This is a genomic window from Azospirillum brasilense (assembly GCF_022023855.1).
Taxonomy (GTDB): domain Bacteria; phylum Pseudomonadota; class Alphaproteobacteria; order Azospirillales; family Azospirillaceae; genus Azospirillum; species Azospirillum brasilense_F.
In genome coordinates, this window is sequence record NZ_CP059449.1 from 454,725 (window position 1) to 476,183 (window position 21,459).

Genomic DNA, 21,459 nt, shown 5'->3' on the forward strand with positions numbered 1-21,459 from the left:
GTTACGCCCGCTTCCAGGTCGTGCCTTGCGGGCCGTCCTCCAGGACGATGCCGAGGTCGGCCAGCTCCTTGCGGATGCGGTCGGCCTCCGCGTAGTTCTTGGCCTTGCGGGCGGCCAGTCGGTCGTCGATGCGCTGCTGGATGTCGGCGTCCGAGAGGGCAGCGGCCCCCTTCGGCGCCCAGCGGAACCATGCCTCCGGATCCTGCTGGAGCAGGCCCAGCGCCTCCCCGGCGGCGCGCAGCGCGCCCTTGGCGGCGGCCTTTCCCGCCTCTCCCGTCGCCTTGTTCACCGCCGAAGCAAGCTCATGCAGGTGGGAGATGGCGAGCGGGCTGTTGAGATCGTCCTCCAGCGCGGCCAACACGTCGAACGGCAGTTCGGCGTCCGCCGGGGCGGGCTCGCCGCGCAGCGCCTGATACCAGCGGTCGAGCGTCGCCTTGGACTGCTTCAGCCCCTCGCGGGTGAAGTCCAGCGGCTGGCGGTAGTGCGCGCTCAGCAGCGTCAGGCGGATGGCCTCGCCGGGGAATTCGTCCAGCAGATCGTGCACGGTGAAGAAGTTGCCCAGCGACTTGGACATCTTCTCGCCCTCGACGGTCACGAAGCCGTTGTGGACCCAGTAACGGGCCAGCGGCTCGCCGCCGTGGGCGCAGCGACTCTGGGCGATCTCGTTCTCATGGTGCGGGAAGATCAGGTCCAGCCCGCCGCCGTGGATGTCGAAGGTGACGCCTAGATGCTCCTTGGCCATGGCCGAGCATTCGATGTGCCAGCCGGGCCGGCCGCGGCCCCACGGGCTGTCCCAACCGGGCTGGTCGGCGGCGCTCGGCTTCCACAGCACGAAGTCGGAGGAGTCGCGCTTGTAGGGGGCGACCTCGACGCGGGCGCCGGCGATCATCTCGTCCAGCGAGCGGCGGGAGAGCTGCCCGTATTCCGCCATCGACGGCACGGAGAACAGCACGTGCCCTTCCGCGGCGTAGGCGTGGCCCCGCTCGATCAGCAGCCCGATCAGCGCGACCATGTGCGAGATGTGGTGCGTGGCGCGCGGCTCGATGGTCGGGCGCAGCGCGTTCAGCGCGTCCATGTCGGCGTGGTAGAGGTCCGCGGTGCGCTTGGTCAGCGCCTCGATCGGCTCCCCGCTGTCGCGCGAGCGGTCGATGATTTTGTCGTCCACGTCGGTGATGTTGCGGACGTAGGTCACCGCCGGGTACAGCCGTTGCAACAGCCGGAACAGCAGGTCGAACACCACCACCGGGCGGGCGTTGCCGATGTGCGCGGTGTCGTAGACCGTGGGTCCACACACATACATGCCCACCCGGTCCGGACTCATCGGCTCGAAGCGTTCCTTGCGGCGGGTCAGCGTGTTGTAGAGGTCCAGCGGCACGGCGCCATGTCTCCTGTATGGGGTCTTCGAGATCTTACGCGGTCTCTCCCGCGAGGCGTTTTTGCGCGCGGGTTCGGCCGATCAGGGGTAGCAGGTTCTTCAATTCCGGTCCATGGTCCCGCCCGGTGAGGGCGCGGCGCAGGGGGAGGAACAAATCCTTGCCCTTCCGGCCCGTCTTCGCCTTCACCGCACCCGTCCAGGTGCCCCAGGTGGAGAGGTCCCACGGCTCCTCCGGCAGCAGGGCCGCCGCCTCGGCCAGGAAGGCGGGATCGTCCGCCACCGGGGCGACCGGCGCGTAAGTCACCGCCCACCAGTCGCGGGCCTCGGCGACGCGCGACAGGTTGGGGCGCACCGCCTCCCAGAAGGCGGCGTCGGCCTCCGCCAGGCCGAGCGCGGCCAGTTCCCCGGACACCCGCTCGAAGGGCAGCAGGTGGAGGATGCGGGCGTTCAGCCGCAGCAGCTCCTCCGGGTCGAACTTCGGGGTGGCGCGGGACACCTTGGCGATGTCGAACTCGGCCACCAGCTCGTCCAGCGTCAGCCGCGGCTCGATGGCGTCGGAGGTGCCGAGCTTGGCGAGCAGGCTGGCCAGCGCCATCGGCTCGATCCCCTCCTCCTCGCGCAAGCTGGCCACCGACAAGCTGCCCAGCCGTTTGGACAGGCCCTGTCCCGCCGCGTCGGTCAGCAGCGGCAGATGGGCGAAGACCGGGACCGCTCCACCAACCGCTTCGAAGATCTGGATCTGCACCGCCGTGTTGGCGACGTGATCCTCGCCCCGGATGACGTGGGTGATGGCGAGGTCGGCGTCGTCCACCACGCTGGTCAGCGTGTAGAGCGGGCGCCCGTCCTCGCGGATCAGCACGGGATCGCTGAGAGCGGTCCCCTCGAAATGCACCGGCCCGCGCACGAGGTCGGTCCATTCGACCGGCGTGTGCTCCAGCTTGAAGCGCCAGTGCGGCTTGCGCCCCTCCGATTCGAGGCGGGCGCGGTCGGCGTCGCCCAGGCGGAGCGCCGCGCGGTCGTAGATCGGCGGACGGCCTTGCGACACGAGGCTGGCGCGCTTGAGGTTCAGTTCCTCCGGCGTCTCGTAGCAGGGGTAGAGCCGCCCGCTGGCCTTCAGCGCCGCGGCCACCTCGTCATAGCGGCCATAGCGGTCGCTTTCCCGCGCGAAACGGTCCCAGGTCAGACCGAGCCAGGTCAGGTCCCGCTCGATCCCCTCCGCATATTCCGGCTTGGAGCGCTCCTCGTCGGTGTCGTCGAGGCGCAGCAGGAAATTGCCGCCCGCCTTGCGCGCGAACAGCCAGTTGACCAGCGCGAGGCGCACATTGCCGACATGGAGGAGACCGGTCGGGCTGGGGGCGAAGCGGACGGCGACGGACATGCGGGCATCATTCGAAAGTCGGGAACAGGGCGGCAGTCGTAGCACGCCGCGCGCCGGTCCGAAAGACGCCCATCGGACGCCAAGGGAGGCGCCAAGGGGGACGCCCCAGGGCCTATCGCCTTTGGCGACAAATCCTTGTCCCACTCCTCCACAATTTCCGGCGCAAACGGATTGTTTCGAATGAAACAATTCTTGCGCGGAGCGGTGGCGGAGGCGATGCTGTCCCCCTGTGCGGGTTTTCGACCCGCAAAACCAATTGGAACGGGAGAGCGGCCATGAAGCTGGCCGAAGCCCTGCTGCGCGCGCTGAAGGATCGCGGCGCACAGGCCATGTTCGGGATTCCGGGCGATTTCGCCCTGCCCTTCTTCAAGGTGGCGGAGGAAACGCAGATCCTGCCGCTCCACACGCTGAGCCACGAGCCAGCGGTCGGCTTCGCGGCGGACGCGGCGGCGCGCTACAGCGCGACGCTGGGGGTGGCGGCGGTCACCTACGGGGCGGGCGCCTTCAACATGGTGAACGCGGTGGCCGGCGCCTACGCCGAGAAGTCGCCGGTCGTCGTCATCTCCGGCGCGCCGGGCACGACGGAGGGCAACGCCGGCCTGCTGCTGCACCACCAGGGCCGCACGCTGGACACGCAGTTCCAGGTGTTCAAGGAGATCACCGTCGCCCAGGCCCGGCTGGACGACCCGGCCAAGGCCCCGGCGGAGATCGCCCGCGTGCTGGGAGCCGCCCGCGCCCTGTCGCGCCCGGTCTATCTGGAAATCCCCCGCAACATGGTCAACGCCGAGGTCGAGCCGGTGGGCGACGACCCCGCCTGGCCGGTGGACCGCGACGCGCTCGCCGCCTGCGCGGACGAGGTGCTGGCGGCCATGCGCGCGGCCACGTCGCCGGTGCTGATGGTCTGCGTCGAGGTCCGCCGCTACGGGCTGGAGGCCAAGGTGGCGGAACTGGCGCAGCGGCTGGGCGTGCCGGTGGTGACCACCTTCATGGGACGCGGCCTGCTGGCCGACGCACCAACCCCGCCGCTCGGCACCTACATCGGCGTCGCCGGCGACGCGGAGATCACCCGGCTGGTCGAGGAGTCGGACGGTCTGTTCCTGCTCGGCGCCATCCTCAGCGACACCAACTTCGCGGTGTCCCAGCGCAAGATCGACCTGCGCAAGACCATCCACGCCTTCGACCGGGCGGTGACGCTGGGCTATCACACCTACGCCGACATCCCGCTGGGCGGGCTGGTGGACGCGCTGCTGGAGCGGCTGCCGCCGTCCGACCGCACGACCCGTGGCAAGGAACCCCACGCCTACCCGACCGGTCTTCAGGCGGACGGCGAGCCGATCGCCCCGATGGACATCGCCCGCGCTGTCAACGACCGCGTCCGCGCCGGGCAGGAGCCGCTGCTGATCGCCGCGGACATGGGCGACTGCCTGTTCACCGCCATGGACATGATCGACGCCGGGCTGATGGCGCCTGGCTACTACGCGGGCATGGGCTTCGGCGTGCCGGCGGGCATCGGGGCGCAGTGCGTGTCGGGCGGCAAGCGCATCCTGACCGTGGTCGGCGACGGCGCCTTCCAGATGACCGGGTGGGAGCTTGGCAACTGCCGACGGCTTGGCATCGACCCCATCGTGATCCTGTTCAACAACGCCAGTTGGGAGATGCTGCGCACCTTCCAGCCCGAATCCGCCTTCAATGACCTGGACGACTGGCGGTTCGCCGACATGGCGGCGGGCATGGGCGGCGACGGCGTCCGCGTGCGCACGCGGGCGGAACTGAAGGCGGCGCTGGACAAGGCCTTCGCCACGCGCGGGCGCTTCCAGCTGATCGAGGCGATGATCCCCCGCGGCGTGCTGTCCGACACGCTGGCCCGATTCGTCCAGGGGCAGAAGCGACTGCACGCCGCGCCCAGGGAGTAGGCGCGGGCGCCGCGTCCGCAGGCTGGCGGCCAGCCACCCAACGATCGGGCTGGCCCGCTAAGCCGTTGTCGCGCTTGCGCTGGAGCGAGGTGCCGAAGCGAAATACCCCCTTCGGCACCGCCGCGGCGCAACAATTCGTTAACCATAAAAGCCCACCCTGTCCCTGCTTTCGGGCGGAATTGATTCAGGGACGAGGACGGCGATGACCTGCATTGTTGGCTTGGTGGACGGCGATCGTGTGTGGATGGGCGGTGACAGCGCGGGCGTGAACGGCCTGGACATCACCGTGCGCGCGGACACCAAGGTGTTCCGCAACGCCGACCTGCTGATCGGCTTCACCAGCAGCTTCCGCATGGGCCAGCTTCTGCATTACCGGCTGGAGCCGCCGCACCGCGACCCCGAGGCCGACGTCTTCCGCTACATGGTCGTCGATTTCGTGGACGCCGTGCGCGGCTGCCTGAAGGACGGCGGCTACGCCCACCGCTCCAACGACGTGGAGACCGGCGGCACCTTCATGGTCGGGTACGAAGGACGCCTCTTCTCCATCCAGTCCGACTATCAGGTGGGCGAGGCGGTGCGCGGCTATCACGCCATCGGCTGCGGATCTGACTACGCGCTGGGCTCGCTCGCCTCCACGGTCGGCCTGCCGGCGGAGGAGCGGGTGCTGAAGGCCCTGGAATGCGCCGAGCTGTTCAGCGGCGGCGTGCGCGCGCCCTTCACCATCCAGTCGATGGTCCGCCGCCCGCATCTAGCGTTGACCGAAGCCGCATAAAGCCACAACAAAATTAAGGACTTCCCGCGCCGTTTTCGCCATCCGGCAAGACGGCGCGAAGTCGTGCCCGCACCGCGGCAAACTGTGTTATAGGGACGCCGCTCCGTCCCAAAGAGATGGAGAACAAAAAGACCATAAATACAGTGGGTGCTAGAGAATGGTGGACCAAACTGTTGGTGATGCGGATCGTTTGATTGGCGAAGATTCGCGTGATGTCTCGGGCTTGGTGCATGGCCTGCCGGCTTACTGCAATTCGCCTTACTTCGTGTTTCCAGCGCTGATCCTTCTGCTGATCATGCCACTGTCGATCATTTTCCACCCGTCCTGGATCGTTCCGCTGGCCGAACTGTACGCGGTCGGCATGATGGTGACGATCATCCGCCTGACGCGCGGGTGAACTGCGGGTCTTGCCCCCACCCTTCCCATGCTGCGCATGGGCCCCTTCCCTCCCCTGCGAAGCGGGGGAGGGTTAGGGAGGGGGCAATGCGCTTTACTCCCTCAACACCTCACGCAATGCTCCCGAACCCGTTGGTGATCGGATAGCGCCGCTCGCGGTTGAACAGCCGCGGTGTGATCTTCGGGCCGGGAGGCGCTTGGCGGCGCTTGTATTCGGCCAGATGCAGCATGCGCCAGACCATGTCCACCACCTCCGGCGCGTGCCCGCGGGCGACGATCTCCGCCACGCCCAGATCCTTCTCCACCAGACAGCGCAGAATGTCGTCCAGCGCATCGTAGGGCGGCAGCGTGTCCTGGTCAGTCTGGCCGGGCTTCAGCTCCGCGGTCGGGGCCTTGATCAGCACCCGCTCCGGAACGACGCGCCCCGCTGGGCCGAGCGCGCCCTCCGTCTGATGCGCGTTGCGCCAGCGCGCCAGCGCGTAGACCGTCGTCTTGTAGACGTCCTTCAGCACGGCGTAGCCGCCGCACATGTCGCCGTAGAGCGTGGCGTAGCCGACCGACATCTCCGACTTGTTGCCGGTGGACAGCACCATGGGGCCGAACTTGTTGGACAGCGCCATCAGCGTGACGCCGCGGGAGCGCGCCTGGATGTTCTCCTCCGTGGCGTCCGGATCGCGCCCCGCGAAGGCCGGCAGGAGCATCCGCTCGAACGCATCCATCGCCGGGACGATGGGAACGGTGTCCAGCTTGCAGCCCAGCAACTCCGCCGTTTCCGCGGCGTCGTCCAGGCTGTCCTGCGCGGTGTGGGGCGACGGCATCATCACGCCGTGCACCCGCTCGGCGCCCAGGGCGTCCACCGCGATGGCCGCCGACAGCGCCGAATCGATGCCGCCCGACAGGCCCAGGACGACGCCGGGAAAGCGGTTCTTGGTCACATAGTCGCGCAAGGCCAGCACCAGCGCCGCGTAGATCGACTCCAGACCCTCCGGCGGGGCGACGCACTCCGTGTCGGCGCAACTCCAGACATCGTCCTCGCCGCGCTCCCAACGGGTGATCAGCAGATGCTCGGTGAAAGCGGGGGCCTGCGCGACCAGCCGGCAATCGGCGCCCAGCGCGAAGCTGGCACCGTCGAAGACCAGCTCGTCCTGTCCGCCCACCTGATTCACGTAGAGCAGCGGCAGGCCCGACTCGGTGACCCGCCGCACGGCAAGCTGCACGCGCTGGTCGTGCTTGTCCAGCTCGAACGGGCTGCCGTTGGGGACCACCAGGATCTCCGCCCCGCTTTCCGCCAGCGTCTCGATCACGTCGGTGGACCACATGTCCTCGCAGATCGGAACACCCAGCCGCACGCCGCGGACGTTGATCGGGCCGGGCAGCGGACCGGGGACGAAGACGCGCTTCTCGTCGAAGACGCCATAGTTTGGCAGGTCCACCTTGAAGCGGGTCGCCGCGACCGTTCCGCCGTCGAGCAACAGGGCGGCGTTGTGGCGTTTGTCGCCGTCGCGCCAGGGCGCGCCGACCAGCAGGGCCGGGCCACCATCCGCCGTCTCGGCGGCGAGTTCACGCACCGCCTGCTCCACCACGTCCAGGAAGAAGGGCTTCAGCACCAGATCCTCCGGCGGGTAGCCGGTCACCGCCAGCTCCGGGCAGACCACAAGGTCGGCGCCGCGCGCGGCGGCCTCCGCCCGCGCGTCGCGGATGCGATCGATGTTGGCGGCGATGGCGCCGACGGTCGGGTTGATCTGGGCCAGCGCGATGGAGAAGTGGTCGGTCATGGCGGCGTCGTCCGGTGAAGCGGCGGATCGGCGACACCGTAACAGCCGGAGGCCGGGGGCGGAAGCGGCGCACGGCCGCAGCGGAACCGCCCCATCGCACGCTGTGTTGCCAAGAACAGGATTCCAACAGAAGGATGACCGGTCATGCAAAAGTCCGGGCAGGGCTCCGGTGCCACGACCTCCGTCTGGAAGGACCGCGGCGGGGCGGCGATGCCCGCCGGGACGGTCGCTCCGACCGCCGCGGCGCTGGGCGCCCTGCGCCCTGATGTGATCGTCGTCGGGGCAGGCATCGCCGGGGTGACCACCGCCTATCTGCTCCAGCGCTCCGGCAAGTCGGTTCTGCTGCTGGACGATGGACCGCCGGGCGGCGGCGAGACCGGGCGCACCACGGCGCATCTCTCCAACGTCATCGACGACCGCTTCACCGAGATCGAACGGTTGCACAGCGAGTCCGGCGCGCGCATGGCCGCGGACAGCCACGGCGCCGCCATCGACACCATCGAGCGGATCGCCCGCGAGGAGGGCATCGACTGCGGCTTCGCCCGGATCGACGGCTATCTGATGCTGGCGCCGGGGCAGGATCCCGCCGGGCTGGACCGCGAGCGCGACGCCGCCCGCCGCGCCGGGCTGGACGATGTCGAGCGGCTGGACGCCCCGCCGATCCAACATCCCGGCCCCTGCCTGCACTTCCCCCGGCAGGCACGCATCCACGCGCTGGATTATCTGGCCGGGCTGACCCGCGCCTTTCTGGCGCGCGGCGGCGCGCTGGCCAGCGGGGCGCATGTCTCCACGATCCGGCAGGACGGGGAGCGCGTGCGCGTCGAGGCCGGGCCGGACCACGCGATGGTCGAGGCCGCCGCGGTGGTCGTCGCCACCAACTCCCCGATCAGCGACCGCTTCGCCATCCATTCCAAGCAGGCGCCCTACCGCACCTACGCGATCTCCGTCCGGGTGCCGAAGGGCAGCGTGCCCGACGCCCTCTATTGGGACACGCTCGACACCTATCATTATGTGCGGCTCCAGCCGGAGGCGGACCACGACCGGCTGATCGTCGGCGGCGAGGACCACAAGACCGGCGAGGCCCGCGACATGGCCGAGCGCTGGGCCGCGCTGGAGGCCTGGACGCGCGCGCATTTCCCCCAGGCCGGGGCGGTCGAGCACCGCTGGTCCGGGCAGGTGATGGAGCCCTTCGACGGGCTGGCCTTCATCGGCCCCGACCCGGCCTATGGCGGGCGGGTCTTCGTCGCGACCGGCGACAGCGGCATGGGCATGACCCACGGCACCATCGCCGGGCTGGTCCTGTGCGAGCTGATCCACGGCAGCGGCAGCCCGTGGGCCGCGCTGTACGATCCCGGCCGCAAGATGACCAACAAGCTCGGCACCTATCTGCGGGAGAACCTGGACGTGGCCCGCCACTTCCTGCCCTACGTCCAGGGGCCGGAGTTGGAGGGGGAGGACCGCATCGAGCCCGGCCAGGGCGCGGTCCTGAAATCGGGGGTCTGGCCCGTCGCTGTTTTCCGCGACGAATCGGGGACGCTGCACCGCCGCTCCGCCATCTGCCCCCATCTGAAATGCGTGGTGCGCTGGAACCCCGGCGAGCGGAGCTGGGACTGCCCCTGCCACGGCTCCCGCTTCGCCGTGGACGGGACGGTTCTGAACGGTCCGGCCACCCAGCCCCTCGCGCCCGTGGAGGACTCCGCAAGCAAAAACTGATAAAACCCTTCGAAATCGAAGAGTTTCGACCGGGCGTTGCAGGAGCCCTGCGACGAATTAACCTGTGGTAAAGGACTCCGGTACGATCATACCCTTACGGCGAAACGATCACGCGCGGGAGGCGGCGATGTATTACTCGGAAATGTCCGGACCGACAGGGACGACCAGCACGGTCCTGCAACAGGCGAACAACGCCAAGAAGGCAACCGAGAGCAAGGCCGCGGACGGCGCCAAGGCCGCCGCCGCGACCACCACCGCCGACGCCGCGACTCCCGCGAAAAGCGCCAGCCCGGCCTACACGATCAGTCAGTCGATGGAAAACCTGCTCGACAACCTGTCGGGCAAGAAGCCTGCCGCGGCGGGTGCCGACGCCGGAGCGGCGGGCGACGCGGCCGCCGGCGGCAAGACCGGCTCCCAGGCGATGGCCGACCGGGCCAAGCAGGCCGAGCAGATCATGCAGAAGGCGCTGGAGCAGTCCAAGGGCCTCTCCGGCCTGTTCGAGAAGGCCATCGACAACATGGCCGGCGATCTCGGCAGCCTGCTCGGCGGGCTGGGCATGTCGGACGACGACGTGAAGGGCGCCGTCGGCGATTTCGGCAGCGCCATGAAGGACAAGCTGAAGTCCATGGATTTCAGCCAGATGGGCATGAGCATGGAGGAGGCCCGGTCGCAGTGGTCCATCGAGTCCCGCGGCATGGAGCTGACCATCCAGGATGGCGACAAGTCGGTCCGCATCTCCTTCGCCAAGTCCACCCTGGACTTCACCCGCGAGGACCGCGGGCTGGCGGCCACGCTGAACGCGGACGGCTCGGGCAGCGCCATGTTCTCCGCCGCCACGACCAAGGTGTCCGGCAAAGCCACCGGCATGATCGTCCGAGCCAACGGCTTCAGCGATGACGAGATCAAGGGCGTCCTGGAAAAACTGAACGGCATGGCCGCGAAGGGCGGGATGAACGGCCTCGGCGCCCTGACCCCGACCAAGAGCGCCGATGGCGTGATGCACCTGAACCTCGACCTGTCGCAGCCCATCCCCGGCCTGACCGACGGCAGCAGCGCCGCCAAGGGCGCCGCCGCAGCGGAAGCGTCCCAGAAGGTGGACATCAAGGCGTGAGGAGGGGCGGGCTGTTTTCCCGGAAGGGACGCCCGCAAAAGGGGTGCGATCTGTGATAACGGGGGCCGGCGCTTGCCGTCGAGCCGGCTCCCTGTATAGAAGCGGCTTTCGCTGTTTCGGAGATTCGCTTCCCCATGACCGACCGCCCCACGACCGACCGCAACGCCGTTCTGGCCGCGAACCGGGCTTTCTACCAAGCCTTCACCGGGCGTGACTTCCCCGCCATGGACCGGCTGTGGGCCTCCCGCCTGCCCGTGTCCTGCATCCATCCCGGCTGGACCATCCTGTTCGGCCGGGAGGCGGTGGTGTCGAGTTGGCAGGACGTTCTGCGTTCCCCCCGCGGCCCAGCGGTGCAGGCACGCAACGAACGCGTCAGCCTGTACGGCGACACCGCCGTCGTCCTCTGCGAGGAGATCGTGGGAGACGCGGTGCTGGCGGCGACCAACCTGTTCGCGCGCGAGGACGGCGAGTGGCGGCTGGCCCACCATCAGGCCGGACCGATCGCCGAACCCGCCTCGCAAATCCTGACGCCTCCCGACCGCCTGCCGCCCGGCGGCCTGCTGCACTGACGGCGGCCCTCTTCCCCCTCGCGCGCTCAGCGTCGCTCCGCCGCCCTCTCCAACTGCCAGATCAGATCGCCCACCACCCGGTCGGCGGTGATCCGCTCGGGGTCGCTGTTGGTCAGTGCCACCGCGGCCCAGCGATGGGCGCGTGAGAAGGCGATGTAGGCGTTGAAGCCGCCGGTGGAACCGGAATGCCAGAGGATCGGCGTGCCATCCGCCGCCCAGGCGACGAACCAGCCCAGCGCCATCGCCCCCTGCCCCAGCGCCCCCGGGTCGCGCAGCGCCCGCCCGTCCACCTGCACCGACTGGGCGAGCGCCAGCGTCCCCGCGGTCTCCTCGTCGCAGGCGGCCTTTCCCAGGCCGGTGCAGTCGCCCATGTTGGCGCGCAGCCAGCGCAGCAGGTCGTCGGCGGTGGAGTAGAGGCCGAAGGAGGGCTGCATGGCCGGCGCCTCCCAATCGGGGACCACCTGCCCGCGGGCGTGGCCCACCGCCTTGCGGGCGCGCTGCCCGGCCGTGGGCGTCAGGGTGGTGTCGGTCATGCCGAAACGGTCGGTGACCACCCGTTTCAATAGGGTCTCGTAGGGAATGCCGGAGGCGGTGGACAGCGCCTCGCCCAGCACCGCCATGCCGACGTTGGAGTAGCGGAAGCGCGTGCCCGGAGGCACCGTCAGGCTGAAGCCGGACAGCCACGCCCCCACCTCTTCCCGCGTCAGCGGCTTGTAGGGGTTGCGCGGGTCCTCCAGCCGGCTCCACGAGAAGCGCGGTGTCTCCGGCACGTTGGGCAGCCCGGCCGTGTGGGTGGCGAGGTCGAGCAGGCGGATCGGCGTGCCGTCGAAGTCCGGGGCGTGGACCGGCTTGGGCAGATGGCGGGCCAGCGGGTCGGTCGGGGCGACGCGCCCGGCGCGGATCAGCTCGGCCAGGATGGTGCCGGTGAAGGGCTTGGTCAGCGAGGCGATCTGGAACAGGGTGCGCCCGTCCGGCGGGCCGCCGTCGGGCCGCCCGCTGTCGCCGCGCCCGACGACGAGGCTGCGCCCGTCGCGAATCACCCCAACGACGATGCTGCCCGCCCCCGCCTCGGCAAGCCGCCGGTCGGCCAGCGCGGTCACCGCCTCCCGCAGACGGTCCGGGGCCACTCCATCCGCCGGGGCCGGGGCCGTCGCCCAGACGGTGAGCGTAAGAAACGACACGACACCGAGCACCGGCCCCCGCATCCCCACCCTCCGTCATCGGCGCGCGGAATGGGCGCGCTGAGGGAAGAGTGGGAAGCGGTCCCGCCCGGCGGTACGCCCGCGGACGGACATCACGCCAACGGAGCAGGCCGCGCCGGGCGGGTTAGGCCGGTAAGAAGCGGTCTACTCGGTCGGTATTTCCGCCAGCGGCGGGCGGCGGTCCTTGACGATGGTCAGCGGCACGTCGTCGGCGGCGACCTCGATGATCGGCTGGCCGCCCAGCAGACTTGGGCACTGCTTGACCTGGGTGAAGGCCATGAAGAAATCGGCCTTGCGCCAGTCCAGACCGGTGCCGTTGACCAGCTTCAGCCAGGGCGGCAGCTCGAAGCGCACGGCCAGCGTGTTGCCGCAGACCGAGAGGGTGTACTGGCGCGGCGGCGCCTTGCCGCCATTCTCGCGCTCCACCAGCGCGACCAACTCGGCCAGAGCCTCGTGCTGGGAGTTGCCCCAGTAATCCAGCTCGAACCGGCCCTCGGCGCCCTTCACCCCCCCAGTGAACTGGTTGTAGTAGACGTACTGGTTCGGGTGCATGGCGCCGAGCTGCCACGCGTACAGCACGGCCACCGCGATGGCCGCCGCCCCGTACGCCTGTCCCGTACGCCTGCCCAACTCCTCGGCCCCGCTCCACAGCCGGTCGAAGGCGATGCCGGCCAGCACCGCCATCGGCGGCGCCACGAACAGGAAATGGCGGATGCCGTTGTAGACGGACGGGCGCATCAGCATGAACAGGATCACCGGCAGGAAGGCCGCCAGCGCCAGCGGTACCCAGCGCACCGCGCCGAAGGCGCCCTCCACGCTCCGCCAGCCGCCGCGCACCACCCAGAGGGTGGCCAGCACCACCGCAGCCAGGGTGCCCAGCAGAACCGCCTCCGGCAGCTTCACCCCCAAATAGACCGGCAGGTAGAGCGCCGGCGGGGCGGCGGAACTGACCATCTGCCCCATGAACAGCGTCTGGATGTCGATGGGGAAGTGCGAGACGACGCGCAGCGCCTCCAGCGGATTCAGCGGCTTCTGCACCGCCCAGGGCCAGAACAGCGCCATCACCGCGTAGGCCAGCGGAATGGCCGGCAGCAGGGGCGGCACGGAGCGCCGGACGACGCCCAGCGCCGGCCGCAGCCCGCCCTGCCACGCCACCAGCACCACATAGAGCGCCAGCGCCACCGCGAGGTAGAAGCCGGCCAGCACCCCGCCCACCCGGATCGACAGGGTCAGGCCCAATGCCAGCCCGAACTTCAGCACGGCGCTGCGGCGCGGCGCCGGCATCTGGCCGATGATGCGGGTGGCAAAATAGAGCGTCCACACCATGCCCGCGGCGAAGGGCACGTCCTTGGTGTTGTTGAACATGGCGCCGTAATAGACGCCGGACAGCGCCAGCAGCGCCGCCGCCAGGAACCCCGCCCGCGGCCCGGCCAGCAGCCGGGCATAGCGCCAGCAGCCGGCGATGCCCAACACCCCGACCAGCGCGCAGAGCAGATGGCGCGTCTCGTACTCTTCGAACGGCGAGATCGGAACCACCAGGGCGGTCACCAGATCAAACAGCCCGCCATACAGGTACAGGTCCTTGAAATGGAAGGCCGACCGGTCGGTGAAACCGGACAGGTAGAAGGACAGCAGCTTCTTGCCGTAGATGTGCTGCACCTCCTCGTCGGTGCTGATTCCGTAATTCTGGAAGGTCAGCGCGGCGAGGATGATCAGGCACAGCAGAAGCGCGCGTGCCATGTCGTCCCACAGGGCGCCGGCACGGCGTTGCGACAGGGCGCCCGCCGGGGACGTCGCCCCGAGGGGATTCAAGCCGAGCGGCGGCATCAGGCTCATGAAGGGCGGTCCTCGCTTCCGGGCCGGCGCCAAGCGCCTGCATTGGCCCCCGGATTGGCCGCTGGATTGGGTGCCGGAACCGCGGCCTCATCCTCGAAACCGTGCGCGGAACGGACGATGTAGAGGGGGCGCCCCTTCACCTCGTTGAACACGCGGCCCAGATAGTCGCCGATGACCCCCAGCGTGACGAGCTGGATGCCGCCCATGAACAGCACCGCGGCCAGCAGCGATTCATAGCCGGGCACATCGATGCCGTAGATCAGGGTGCGCAGCAGGCGCAGCAGGATGTAGACGAAGGCGAAGCCGGAGATCGCCATGCCCACCAGACTCCACACCCGCAGCGGAAAGGTGGAGAAGGCGGTCAGACCGTCGAAGGACAGGCTGAGCAGCTTCAGGAAGCCCCATTTGGTGTCGCCGCCGGCGCGCTCCCCCTGCTGGTAGGGGATGCTGGCCTGACGGAAGCCGACCCAGGCGAAGATGCCCTTCATGAAGCGCGTGCGTTCCGGCATGCGGTTGATGACGTCGACCACCCGGCGGTCCATCAGCCGGAAGTCGCCGACCTCGCGCGGCAGCTTGACCTCCGACAGGTTGTCGAAGATCCAGTAGAAGGCGCGGGCGAACACCCGGTGCTTCAGGCTCTGCCCCACCCGCGCGTGGCGCACGGCGACGACGACGTCGTAGCCCTCGCGCCATTTGGCGAGGAACTGCGGCAGCAGCTCCGGCGGGTGCTGGAGGTCGGCGTCCATCGGCACCACGGCGTCGCCGGTGGTGTGGCGCAGACCGGCCGACAGGGCCAGCTCCTTGCCGAAGTTGCGCGACAGGTCGACCACTTTGACCCGCGGGTCGTCGTCATGGACGTCGAATAGGCGGTCGAGCGTGTCGTCGCGGCTGCCGTCGTTGACGCAGACCACCTCCCATTCGGCGTCCAGCCGGTCGAGCACGGGCACCAGCCGCTCGAACAGCGCCGCGATGTTGGGACCTTCGTTGTAGAAGGGGATCACCACCGACAGGCGCCCCCGCTTCGTGCGGGCGGAGCGCGACGGCTTCGGGGCGGAAGCGACGTCACCGGTGGTGGGGTTGGGGGCGGGGTTGGCGGAAGCCGCCAGAGTGGGCGCGTCAGTCGTGGGCGCGTCGGTCAGGGACATGGCCGGCCGTTGGGTCAAATGATCACGAGCCGGGTCGGAGGGGTCCAGGCAGGCGTCCCCGGCGGGGCGCTTCGCCCTTTGGCATATAGCACGATACATGTGGATGAGCAAAACGCCTCTATTGTGACCATCCACGGCCTAAGCCGTGACCAGCACGCCGCTGGAACCGGCGCCGGAACGGTCCGTCGCTGGTGGGCTAACGCCACGGTCCCGACAAATATTCCAAGGCCCTGCGAAACCGCCAGAACCCGGAAGGATAAGGACATCCCCATGGGTGCGCGAACGGCTCCGCCCGCCCGTCTTTGGGGACCGGAAACCGGTTGGCACACTTAATGAATTGGTAAGCCGACACTGCCATGTTTTGCATCTAAACCATTCAGCCTCATCCGGAGTTTTCCCGACCATGAGCCTGTTCAACCATCTGCGGGTCGGCACCAAGATCACGGCGGCGAACGCCGGGGTTCTCCTCTTCCTGGTCGCCATCGGCGGCGTCGGAGTCTACGCGCTGACCGACGCGAAGGACGGCTTCGCGACCTATCAGACGCTGGCCCGGCAGACCACGGAGGTTGGACGCATCCAGGCGACGATGCTGGAGGTCCAGCTCCAGGCCAAGACCTTCCTGCTGACCGGCAGCGAGGAGACCGCCCACACGGTGGACTCACTGGCCGCCGATCTCGACGGGCGGATCGACGAGGCCAAGACCCTGTTCACCGAGCCGACGCTGAACCGCACGGTGACCCAGATGGACAACGAACTGGGCCAATACCGCGAGGCCTTCACCCGCATCATGGAGTTCCAGGCGACCCGCAACGAGGCGTCGGCGGAGCTTCTGGACCTCGGGATCAAGATGGAGAAGGCGCTCAGCGGCGTCATGGACAGCGCCTACGAGGACGGCGACACCGAGGCCGCCTATCAGGCGGGCATGGCGTCCCGCCATTTCCTGTCCGCCCGCAACGCCGTCAACCGCTTCCTGACCGACGGTTCGACGGAGAGCGCCGACAGCTTCCGCAAGGAGCTTCAGAGCGCCCGCGAACGCGGCAACGCGATGCTCGCCAAGCTGACCGAGCTGGAGCGCCGTCGCGGCGCCTCGTCCTTCCTGGCCTACCAGCGCGTCTTCGCCACCCAGTTCGAGAAGGTCGTCGTCGCCACCACCAAGCGGGACGAGCTGGTCTCGCAGGTGCTGGAGACGCTCGGCCCGACCGTCAACGCGCGGGTCGAACAGCTGCGCGACGCCAGCGCCCGCCAGCAGGCGGCGCTCGGCACCACCGCCACGGAGAACATCGACCGCGCCCGGACGATGACCACCGCCGCCGCCGCGGTCGCCGTCCTGCTCGGGCTGATCTCCGCCCTGATGATCGGGCGCGGCCTGTCGCGGCCCATCGTGTCGATGACCGACACCATGACCCGTCTGGCCGGCGGCGACCGCCGGGTGGACGTGCCCGGCCTGGGCCGCGGCGATGAGATCGGCGGCATGGCCAAGGCCGTCGAGGTCTTCAAGCACAGCCTGATCGACGCCGACCGCATGGCCGCCGAGCAGGCCGCCGAGCATGCGACCCGCCGGGAGCGGTCGGAGCGCATCGACTCCCTGACCCGCGAGTTCGACCGCATGGTGATGGAGGTGCTGTCCCGCGTCTCCTCCGCCGCCACCCAGCTCAACAGCACGGCCCAGGGCATGTCGGTCACCGCCGAGCAGACCACCCGGCAGGCCAGCGCCGTCGCCGCCGCATCGACCCAGGCCACCGCCAACGTGGAGACCGTCGCCGCCGCCGCGGAGGAGCTGACCAGTTCGATCCAGGAGATCAGCCGGCAAGTCGCCCAAAGCAACAGCATCGCCGGGCAGGCGGTCAGCACCGCCGAACGGACCGACACCACCGTGCGCGGGCTGGTCGACGCTGCCCAGCGCATCGGCGAGGTGGTGCAGCTCATCAACGACATCGCCAGCCAGACCAACCTGCTGGCGCTGAACGCCACCATCGAGGCCGCCCGCGCGGGCGAGGCCGGCAAGGGTTTTGCCGTCGTCGCGTCGGAGGTCAAGAGCCTCGCCAACCAGACCGCCAAGGCGACGGAGGACATCTCCGGCCAGATCGCCGGCATCCAGCAGGTCAGCCGCGAGGCCGCCGGGGCAATCGCCGAGATCGGCCGCGTGATCGGCGAAATCAGCCACATCTCCACCACCATCGCCGCAGCGGTCGAAGAGCAGGGTGCGGCCACCCAGGAGATCAGCCGCAACGTCCAGCAGGCCGCCCGCGGCACGCAGGAAGTTTCGGGCAACATCGCCGGGGTGACCCAGGCGGCGGAAGCCACCGGCGACGCCTCCCGCCAGGTGCTCGACGCCGCCGACGGGCTGAGCGGCGAGGCCGAGGGGCTGCGCGGTTTCGTCTCCCGCTTCCTGACCGACATGCGGGCGGCCTGATGGTCTCGTCTTCACCCCCCTCCATCCGATTGCGATGGAGGAGGGGTTTTTCTTGCGCCGCGCCGGCCCTGTTGGGCAAATAGGGTCATTGCGCACCCCGGAATGCTTTTCCCATCATGATCCTGACCCCGATCCCGGCCGAGACGATGCCGGAGGCCCTGGCGACCTTCGAGCGCCTGCTGGCCGGCAAGCCCCTGCCCCTCGCCGCCTTCCGGCGCATCGCCGCGACGTGGCCGGTGCCCGGCGGCGTCGACACGCCGGAGCAGCGCGCCGAAGCGGTGCGGCTGGCTCACGCCCACGGCATCGGCACGCTGGACGAGCCGCCGAACGCCTCCTTCATGTGGGACGGCGAAGTCATCCGCACCGACGTGGAATCGACGGTCATCGTTCATGAGGTCGCCCATTGGCTGGTCGCCGCGCCCGAGCGCCGTCCGCTCTACGACTTCGGCCTGGGGCCGGGGCCGGAGACGACGCTGCGCAAGGAGGCGCGCAGCCAGCAGAAGCTGACCTTCGAGGAATGCATGCACGAGGAGCAGCAGACCTCCCTGCTCGGCGTGCTGTGGGAGGCCGAGCTGGGCCAGCCGGCGATCCTCGCCTTCCTGGAGCAGAACTGGATGGAGCGCTGGGAGCGGGAGAGCACCGCCGCCTTCTTCATCCGCCACGTCGAGGAACTCTTCACCCGCGGCCTGATCGACGCCGAAGGCCGCCCGTCCACGGCGCGCGCCTGGGCGGACGGACGGCTGCGGGCTGCCTAAAATCTGCACTGCCCATAAATCAATCATAAATCCCCTGGAGGCTGGACCGTCATGACCCGCAACCTGCTTACGCTGGCCTCCGCGCTGGCCCTGCTCGCCACCCCGGCGGCGGCGGACACGCTGAAGATCGGCATGATCACCACCCTGTCCGGCCCCGGTGCGGGCCTGGGCATCGACATCCGCGACGGCTTCGCGCTGGCGGTGGAGCATGCGGGCGGCAAGCTGGGCGGGCAGGACACCCAGGTCATCGAGGCGGACGACCAGCAGAAGCCCGACGTCGCCGTCGGCCTCGCCAACCGCATGGTCGAGCGCGACCGCGTGCAGGTGGTGACCGGCGTGGTCTGGTCGAACCTCGCACTGGCCATGCTGCCGACGCTGGCCGGTGGGCAGACCTTCTTCATCAGCCCGAACGCCGGCCCGTCGCAGCTGGCGGGCGCGCAGTGCAACCCGTATTTCTTCAACGCCGCCTACCAGAACGACCAGATTCACGAGGCCGTGGGCAAGCACGTCCAGGACGAGGGCTTCAAGAAGGTCTATCTGATGGCCCCCAACTACCCAGCGGGCAAAGACGGTCTGGCCGGCTTCAAGCGCTACTACAAGGGCGAGGTCGCGGGCGAGGTCTACACCCAGGTCGGGCAGCTCGACTACGCGGCGGAGCTGGCGCAGCTCAAGGCCGCGGCGCCGGCCGCCGTCTACGTCTTCTACCCCGGCGGCATGGGCATCAACTTCATCAAGCAGTACGAGCAGGCCGGGCTGAAGGGCGCCGTGCCGCTGTTCGGCCCCGGCTTCTCCTTCGACCAGGACATCCTGGCGGCGGTCGGCGAGTCCGCGCTCGGCGTGAAGAACTCCGCGCAGTGGAGCCCCGACCTCGACAACGCCGCCAACAAGAAGTTCGTCGCCGACTTCAAGGCCAAGTACGGGCGCATCCCGTCCATGTACGCCGCCCAGGGCTACGACACGGCGCTGCTGATCGACACGGCCGTGAAGGCGGTCGGCGGCAACCTGAAGGACAAGGACAAGCTGCGCGCCGCCCTGGCCTCGGCCAAGCTCCAGAGCCTGCGCGGCGAGGTGGCCTTCAACACCAACCACTACCCGATCCACAACATCTACCTGCGCGAGGTGGTCAAGGGTGCCGACGGTGCGGTGACCAACAAGACCGTCGCCACGGTCTTCACCAACCACGCCGACGCCTACGTCAAAGACTGCCCGATGAAGTGAGGCGCAGGCAGGACGCCGGAGAATGGACGCGCTCCTCCTCGTCGAACAGGGGCTGAACGGGCTTCAGCTCGGCGTGATGCTGTTCCTGATGGCCGCCGGGCTGACGCTCGTCTTCGGCATCATGGACCTCATCAACCTCGCCCACGGCACCTTCTACATGGTCGGCGCCTACCTGACGGCGGCGCTGGTCCCGGTGCTGGACAGCTTCCCGCTGGCGCTGGCGGCGGCGGTGCTGCTGACGGCGCTGCTCGGGCTGGTGGTGGAGGCGGTGGCGCTGCGCACGCTCTACCGCCGCGACCACCTGGATCAGGTGCTGGCGACCTTCGGGCTGATCCTGTTCTTCAACGAGCTGGTGAAGATCGTCTTCGGCCCGGTCCCCATCTTCCTGAACCCGCCGGCGGCGCTGGCCGGAACGGTGGACCTGTTCGGGCTGAAATACCCGGCCTTCCGGCTGGCGATCCTCGCGGTGGGCATCGCCGTGGCGGTGTTCCTGTGGCTGCTGATCGCCCGCACGCGGGTCGGCATGCTGATCCGCGCCGGTGCCACCAACCGCGAGATGGTGATGGCGCTGGGGGTGGACGTCCGGCGGCTGTTCGGGCTGGTCTTCGCGCTGGGCTGCGGACTGGCCGGGCTGGCCGGCGCCATGGCCGGGCCGGTGCTGGCCGTTCAGGTCGGCATGGGCGAGCAGATCCTGATCCTGACCTTCGTGGTCATCGTGATCGGCGGCATCGGCTCGATCCGCGGGGCGCTGGCCGGCGCCCTGCTGGTCGGCATGGTGGACACGCTGGGCCGCGCCCTGCTGCCCGCCGCCTTCCGTCTGGTGATGGACGCCGCCAACGCCAGCGCCGCCGGGGCCGCGCTCGCCTCCATGGCGATCTACGTGCTGATGGCGGTGGTCCTGGCGATCAAGCCCAAGGGTCTGTTCCCGGCACACTGAGGTTCGGGATTCTTGGGGGCAACAAGGGCTTCACGGATTTTTCTGATCCGTGCGCAGCGCGAGACGTTTCGGCGAGCGCGCGCTGGGCACAGGCAAAAAGAAATCCATGCCTAAATCCGCGAAATCCGTGAAGTCCCTGTTGCCCGCCGAGAATCCGAACCCTCACCGCGGCCCGTAGGCCACCGGATCGACCAGCCCGGCCTCCTGGAAGCCTTTCAGCCGCAGCAGGCAGCTGTCGCAGGAGCCGCAGGCGGTGCCGTCGGGCGCCGGGTCGTAGCAGGAGTGGGTCAGGCCGTAATCCACCCCCAGCTCCAACCCACGGCGGATGATGCCCGCCTTGTCGAGGGTCATCAGCGGGGCGTGGATCTTGAACCGGCTGGTCCCCTCCACCCCCGCCTTGGTGGCGAGGTTCGCCATGGTCTCGAAGGCGGCGATGTATTCGGGGCGGCAGTCCGGATAGCCGGAATAATCCAGCGCGTTCACGCCGATGAAGATGTCCGACGCATTCAGCGTCTCCGCCCAGGCCAGCGCGAAGGACAGGAACACCGTGTTGCGCGCCGGGACGTAGGTCACCGGGATGCCCGTCCCCAGGTCGGCCGCGCTGGCGTGCTTGGGCACGTCAATGGCGTCGGTCAGCGCGGAGCCGCCGAAGGCCCGCAAGTCGATGTCGGCGATGACGTGGCGGTCCACCGCCATGGCCGCGGCGACGCGCTTGGCCGCTTCCAGCTCCACCGCGTGGCGCTGCCCATAGCGGAAGCTGAGCGCGTTCAGCCGGTACCCCTGCTCGCGCGCGATGGCCAGCACCGTCGTCGAATCCAGACCGCCGCTGACCAGCACCACCGCATTCTTCGCGTTCATGTCTCAATCCTTTTCCATGGCTACTGGCCTTTCCCATGGCCACACGGCCGGCCCGGCATAATCCCATCCTTGTCCATGGGTCAACGCCGACGG

General features: G+C 69.2%; 17 protein-coding genes. 10 read left to right on the forward strand and 7 right to left on the reverse strand.

Features of this window, described 5'->3' with window-relative positions:
- Position 1: 1 nt before the first annotated feature.
- The gene (gene cysS / locus H1Q64_RS02145; RefSeq protein ID WP_237904193.1) at positions 2-1,375 is read right to left on the reverse strand and encodes a cysteine--tRNA ligase; all 1,374 of its coding nucleotides are present in this window, start codon (positions 1,373-1,375) and stop codon (positions 2-4) included.
- A gap of 34 nt (positions 1,376-1,409) precedes the next feature.
- Positions 1,410-2,753, reverse strand: coding sequence for a glutamate--tRNA ligase (gene gltX / locus H1Q64_RS02150; protein WP_237904194.1), 1,344 nt, complete (start codon positions 2,751-2,753; stop codon positions 1,410-1,412).
- A 275-nt stretch (positions 2,754-3,028) separates the two neighbouring features.
- Here gltX and ipdC point away from each other — a divergent pair, with 275 nt between their 5' ends.
- The 3 genes from ipdC to H1Q64_RS02165 all read left to right on the forward strand — a co-directional run bounded on the left by ipdC (position 3,029) and on the right by H1Q64_RS02165 (position 5,835).
- A complete protein-coding gene (gene ipdC, locus H1Q64_RS02155; protein ID WP_237904195.1) occupies positions 3,029-4,666 on the forward strand; it encodes an indolepyruvate/phenylpyruvate decarboxylase in 1,638 nt (545 codons plus the stop codon).
- A 202-nt stretch (positions 4,667-4,868) separates the two neighbouring features.
- Complete coding sequence (locus H1Q64_RS02160) at positions 4,869-5,438, forward strand: hypothetical protein (protein WP_014239485.1); 570 nt, start codon at positions 4,869-4,871, stop codon at positions 5,436-5,438.
- Between the two features lie 157 nt (positions 5,439-5,595).
- On the forward strand, positions 5,596-5,835 hold the full coding sequence (locus H1Q64_RS02165) for a hypothetical protein (RefSeq protein WP_237904196.1): 240 nt from the start codon (positions 5,596-5,598) through the stop codon (positions 5,833-5,835).
- Positions 5,836-5,944: 109 nt separating this feature from the next.
- Here the strand turns inward: H1Q64_RS02165 and H1Q64_RS02170 are convergent, their stop codons facing one another.
- On the reverse strand, positions 5,945-7,609 hold the full coding sequence (locus H1Q64_RS02170) for an NAD+ synthase (protein ID WP_237904197.1): 1,665 nt from the start codon (positions 7,607-7,609) through the stop codon (positions 5,945-5,947).
- A gap of 144 nt (positions 7,610-7,753) precedes the next feature.
- Here H1Q64_RS02170 and H1Q64_RS02175 point away from each other — a divergent pair, with 144 nt between their 5' ends.
- From H1Q64_RS02175 to H1Q64_RS02185, 3 genes are all read left to right on the forward strand, one after another.
- A complete protein-coding gene (locus tag H1Q64_RS02175; RefSeq protein WP_237904198.1) occupies positions 7,754-9,322 on the forward strand; it encodes an FAD-dependent oxidoreductase in 1,569 nt (522 codons plus the stop codon).
- Positions 9,323-9,449: 127 nt separating this feature from the next.
- Positions 9,450-10,433: a hypothetical protein gene (locus tag H1Q64_RS02180; RefSeq protein WP_237904199.1), complete on the forward strand. Its 984-nt coding sequence runs from the start codon at positions 9,450-9,452 to the stop codon at positions 10,431-10,433.
- A gap of 134 nt (positions 10,434-10,567) precedes the next feature.
- The gene (locus tag H1Q64_RS02185; RefSeq protein ID WP_237904200.1) at positions 10,568-11,002 is read left to right on the forward strand and encodes a nuclear transport factor 2 family protein; all 435 of its coding nucleotides are present in this window, start codon (positions 10,568-10,570) and stop codon (positions 11,000-11,002) included.
- 26 nt (positions 11,003-11,028) lie between these two features.
- Here the strand turns inward: H1Q64_RS02185 and H1Q64_RS02190 are convergent, their stop codons facing one another.
- From H1Q64_RS02190 to H1Q64_RS02200, 3 genes are all read right to left on the reverse strand, one after another.
- Complete coding sequence (locus H1Q64_RS02190) at positions 11,029-12,183, reverse strand: serine hydrolase domain-containing protein (protein WP_237904201.1); 1,155 nt, start codon at positions 12,181-12,183, stop codon at positions 11,029-11,031.
- A gap of 165 nt (positions 12,184-12,348) precedes the next feature.
- Entirely contained in the window at positions 12,349-14,040 is a 1,692-nt protein-coding gene (locus H1Q64_RS33760; protein ID WP_269145351.1) for a glycosyltransferase family 39 protein, read from the reverse strand.
- Positions 14,037-15,185: a glycosyltransferase family 2 protein gene (locus tag H1Q64_RS02200; RefSeq protein WP_237904202.1), complete on the reverse strand. Its 1,149-nt coding sequence runs from the start codon at positions 15,183-15,185 to the stop codon at positions 14,037-14,039. The genes H1Q64_RS33760 and H1Q64_RS02200 overlap by 4 nt, the downstream gene beginning before the upstream one ends.
- A gap of 403 nt (positions 15,186-15,588) precedes the next feature.
- On the opposite strand from H1Q64_RS02200, the gene H1Q64_RS02205 reads away from it, so the two are divergent.
- The 4 genes from H1Q64_RS02205 (at position 15,589) to H1Q64_RS02220 (ending at position 20,508) form a co-directional block, all read left to right on the forward strand.
- Positions 15,589-17,598, forward strand: a complete 2,010-nt coding sequence (locus H1Q64_RS02205; protein WP_237904203.1) for a HAMP domain-containing methyl-accepting chemotaxis protein — start codon at positions 15,589-15,591, stop codon at positions 17,596-17,598.
- Positions 17,599-17,714: 116 nt separating this feature from the next.
- Positions 17,715-18,353, forward strand: a complete 639-nt coding sequence (locus tag H1Q64_RS02210; protein ID WP_237904204.1) for a hypothetical protein — start codon at positions 17,715-17,717, stop codon at positions 18,351-18,353.
- A gap of 51 nt (positions 18,354-18,404) precedes the next feature.
- On the forward strand, positions 18,405-19,571 hold the full coding sequence (locus H1Q64_RS02215) for an ABC transporter substrate-binding protein (RefSeq protein ID WP_237904205.1): 1,167 nt from the start codon (positions 18,405-18,407) through the stop codon (positions 19,569-19,571).
- A gap of 22 nt (positions 19,572-19,593) precedes the next feature.
- Positions 19,594-20,508 carry a branched-chain amino acid ABC transporter permease gene (locus H1Q64_RS02220; protein ID WP_145625052.1) on the forward strand — a complete coding sequence of 305 codons (915 nt, stop codon included), beginning with the start codon at positions 19,594-19,596 and terminating at the stop codon, positions 20,506-20,508.
- A 162-nt stretch (positions 20,509-20,670) separates the two neighbouring features.
- Here H1Q64_RS02220 and queC read toward each other — a convergent pair whose 3' ends face one another.
- On the reverse strand, positions 20,671-21,366 hold the full coding sequence (gene queC / locus H1Q64_RS02225; protein ID WP_237904206.1) for a 7-cyano-7-deazaguanine synthase QueC: 696 nt from the start codon (positions 21,364-21,366) through the stop codon (positions 20,671-20,673).
- Between the last annotated feature and the right edge of the window lie 93 nt (positions 21,367-21,459).